The sequence below is a fragment of the Anoxybacillus sp. UARK-01 genome (genome assembly GCF_002075365.1).
Classification (GTDB): Bacteria; Bacillota; Bacilli; order Bacillales; family Anoxybacillaceae; genus Anoxybacteroides; species Anoxybacteroides rupiense.
In genome coordinates, this window is record NZ_NASY01000019.1 from 1 (window position 1) to 4,156 (window position 4,156).

Annotated in this window: 3 protein-coding genes and 2 pseudogenes; all 5 read right to left on the reverse strand. The window is 41.7% G+C overall.

Translation table 11 applies throughout. The annotated features are described in order from the left end of the window. Window positions 1–408: pseudogene (locus B6A27_RS02180) on the reverse strand (hypothetical protein); the annotation flags it as partial. Between the two features lie 294 nt (window positions 409–702). Next, window positions 703–1,137 (reverse strand): DUF4304 domain-containing protein, encoded by a 435-nt coding sequence (locus tag B6A27_RS02185; RefSeq protein WP_080859923.1) that lies wholly within the window; start codon window positions 1,135–1,137, stop codon window positions 703–705. Window positions 1,138–1,155: 18 nt separating this feature from the next. Then, window positions 1,156–2,151 (reverse strand): annotated as a pseudogene (locus B6A27_RS18985) (RHS repeat domain-containing protein); the annotation flags it as partial. Window positions 2,152–2,255: 104 nt separating this feature from the next. Beyond that, window positions 2,256–2,918: an Imm26 family immunity protein gene (locus B6A27_RS02195; protein ID WP_066148744.1), complete on the reverse strand. Its 663-nt coding sequence runs from the start codon at window positions 2,916–2,918 to the stop codon at window positions 2,256–2,258. Between the two features lie 14 nt (window positions 2,919–2,932). Further along, window positions 2,933–4,156: RHS repeat domain-containing protein (locus B6A27_RS02200; protein ID WP_236631767.1), on the reverse strand; the 1,224-nt coding region annotated here is incomplete at its 5' end.

Here is a 4,156-nt window from a genome sequence, read left to right on the forward strand (position 1 = left end):
CGATTGTACCACATTTCCGCTCGCGTCGGTTTCATATAAGACGTTGAGGCTGTCGCCTTGGTAGTGGTAGTTCGTCACGACGCCATTCACGTTCTTTTGAATGCGGCGACCGTCTTCGTCATATTGGTACGTCACAAACGGCGCGCTTTCGCCTTTTCTTGTAACGGAAACCAATTGATCGGCTTCGTTCCATTCATATCGATACTGGCCGTCTTCTAATCGGTTGCCGTTCGCGTCATACGTGATCATTTCATCACCGAAACGAACCAATTGATTCGCCGCATTATAATCGGCATTGGTCGTCGTCGATGATCCGTCTTTCGTTTTCACGATTTTCGTCCGGTTCCCGAATCCATCGTACGTATACTCGATCGTCGTTCCATCCGGCCGCTGTTCGGTCTTCAACTTTTTACCAGTTAGAAGCGTGCACTTTACATGGAGTGGCGTACATGATAGCCTCGTTTCATGCGGCTGATTCTTGTTGTTGCTCGCTTTTTAGCGAAATATCTTGTACGCAGAGGCTCCATGTCAAGTGATAGGGATTACGCTGGAATTTCCAGAAAAGTGTTCACTCTTATTTAGCGAAAACTGTTCAATTTTTCTCGTCGGTTACACTAGTCTTATTTTCCTTTTTATTATCAATGGTCTAACTAAAAAGACGACAACGCTATAATATAAAATAAGCGTGTCGTCAAATTTGTTCTATCGTACAGTTTGCTTTTGTTTTATCTTTTCAAACCAATCATCTGCAACATCTAAATAGGGTAAGACATTCTTAGCTATTTCGATAAACTCTGCTTCTTCTAAGTTTTGTGTTTCGTTATCGAATCTAAACCAATCCTTATTCCCATTTTTATGTTCCAAGATTCTGAAGCGATTGTTTAAGTGAAAAGCATTTAACTTTTGAAATGGACGGATGAGATTATCAATCTTTACATTTCCTTCTTCATTAACTTTCGCTACCCCAATCTCTATTAAAAATCCTCCCCCCCATTTATCAAATTGAAACGATAATAGATACCCCAGCTGCCCCCCTTGTTTCCTAAAATGAGGAAAGCTGCCCTTGAATCCCCTGCTTTTTAACTCTGGGACTACTATTTTCTTTAAAGCACTAATCATCTTATCTTTATTAGACATAAAATCACTCCTTACTGGTTAAAAACTTTCACGGTGTATGCTATATGATATACCATGCTTCTTTAAAAGCTTTCTAAGATTTCTACTTGGACCTACTTTACCAGTTCTTGAACTTACATAGAAATTCCAGTGCACCCTTTTCACTTTCCTATTTTTTAATAACCACGCATCTTTTGCAACCTGTGCCCTTGTGAAAATAGAAGCTGAGACTCTTCCTACTTTAACTTCATGTAATGTATCATTTTTTACAATATCTGCTCGTCTTTTTGTTTTGCCAATATTAAATATTCTTTGAAGATGCGCTGGTTTAGCTCCTAACCTTCTAGCAAGATATTTCTCAGCAGCTAATCCAGCTGACCTAGCTGCCTTTAATCTTCCTCCACCAACAAAACCAAACGCCGCCGCGACCGCGACACCTTTCCATCCTTTTCCCGATTTATACGCCTTATACCCATCATACGCCGCAAATCCCGCATTAATCGCCATCCACACAAAATGCCCATCCGGATCGACCATCATCACCGGGTTGTTGTTCGCATATGTGTAGCCGTTCTGCGTCAAGATATCGTCCGAATCTCCTGGATCAGGGTCCATAGATAAGAACACGCCATGGGTCGGGTGATAGTACCGGGCGATTAAGTAGTAGAGTCCCGTTTCTTCGTCATATTGGTATCCGGCATAATGATATGGGTTTTCGTCTGCCATCTCACCGGATTTTGAAAGAAGTTGGCCCCATGTGTCGTACTCGTAACGGGCCACCACATTTCCTTGCGCATCCGTTAACGCGATGACATCGCCATGGGCGTTGTAGTGGTAGAAGTACGTCGCCCCGCCCTTTTTCATCGCCAACAGCTGGCCGTTTTCTCCGTATACATACGATTGTACCACATTTCCACTTGCATCGGTTTCGTACAGAATATTTAAGCTGTCGCCTTGGTAGTGGTAGTTCGTCACGACGCCATTCACGGTCTTTTGAATGCGGCGGCCGTCTTCGTCGTATTTTGATATAACAAAAAGAGGTTATCCTCGAAATTCTCGGATAACCTCTCACTAAGAAATATTTGGAAGCTGTCCTTGCAATTGGATCATCGAGTTTAGCAAAAAGATTGCTTCCTCGTTCAAATAGTATCTTGGAATTTTTGAATTAATAAATTTTCAATCGCTTTCTCACCAGCGATTCCAAGAGGATTAGGAATCTGATCGGCTTCCTCTTTCGAAATCACTTCACATTCCGCGATTTCTTTTACACTATCCCCGACGCTCTTACGATACTTATCCAAAAAATAGACTTTATATGGTATCTTTCTTAGCTCTTCATCACTAAATACTTTATCGGAGTAATTAGTAACAAATCTCCACCTACGTTCCCTAATACCGCTAATTCCTGTATTTGCAATGAATAAAAATTTCCTTTGCTTGACTAACTGAAAAATTTCATCTATTAGAAGCGCTGTGGGAGAGAATTTGTTCAAATAACCAATTAAAATCTCTTCATCCTTATTTTTGTTTATTTCCCCCGATACAACAATACCGTACACATATTTACTAATGTCCCGCAAATAAATTTCAAAAATATCTCCTTGATTGATTTCTTTAAAATATTTGCTCCTGTTTTTTTTAAACTTTATTTTTACTTCTGTTATTGTTAGATCACGTATTTTTCTATTGTCAAAATTGATAGCCTCCATTATTCTATTCTCAATTTCTTTTAATGTAACATCGTTAATTTCGTTAAGATTAGAAGTAAGTAACTCATGTAACTTCAGTTTTTTTTCCTTCATTTTAATCCCCCCAACTACTTTAATGATCTGTACGCATTTCTAGATACACTCATGTAATATTTATACTTTTTATTCTTACGGCTTATTGGCCTAATAACATTTCTCAATTTCTTTTTCCCACCATATTTTAGATATAATCTATGTTCTAATCCTCTAGCTTCTGCATAAGTCAGATTCGATTTTACAACACTAAACGTTGCATCTCGATGTTTCCCTAGTTTATGGGCACTTCTCCGGCTAACAACATTTTTAGTTCTTCCTACATACACAACCTTGCTATTCTTAGTCAATAAATAAACACTATGTGACGCTTGCTTAGCAGCTTTAATTCGCCCTCCACCAACAAAACCAAACGCCGCCGCGACCGCGACACCTTTCCATCCTTTTCCCGATTTATATGCCTTATACCCATCATACGCCGCAAATCCCGCATTAATCGCCATCCACACAAAATGCCCATCCGGATCCACCAGCATCACCGGGTTGTTATTCGCGTATGTGTAGCCGTTCTGCGTCAAAATATCATCCGAATCTCCTGGATCAGGGTCCATGGACAAGAACACGCCATGGGTTGGGTGGTAGTAACGGGCCATGAGGTAGTACAATCCCGTCTCTTCATCATATTGGTATCCCGCATAGCGATATGGGTTTTCGTCTGCCATCTCACCGGATTTTGAAAGAAGTTGGCCCCATGTGTCGTACTCGTAACGAGCGACCACGTTTCCTTGCGCATCCGTTAACGCGATGACATCGCCATGGGCGTTGTAGTGGTAGAAATACGTCGCCCCGCCTTTTTTCATCGCCAACAGCTGGCCGTTTTCTCCGTATACATACGATTGTACCACATTTCCGCTCGCGTCGGTTTCATATAAGACGTTGAGGCTGTCGCCTTGGTAGTGGTAGTTCGTCACGACGCCATTCACGTTCTTTTGAATGCGGCGGCCATCTTCATCATATTGGTACGTCACAAACGGCGCGCTTTCGCCTTTTCTTGTAACGGAAACCAATTGATCGGCTTCGTTCCATTCATATCGATACTGGCCGTCTTCTAATCGGTTGCCGTTCGCGTCATACATGATCGTTTCATCGCCGAAACGAACCAACTGATTCGCCGCATTATAATCGGCCGTCGTCGTCGATGATCCCTCTTTCGTTTTCACGATTTTCGTCCGGTTCCCGAATCCATCGTACGTATACTCGATCGTCGTTCCATCCGGCCATTGTTCGATCTTCAACTG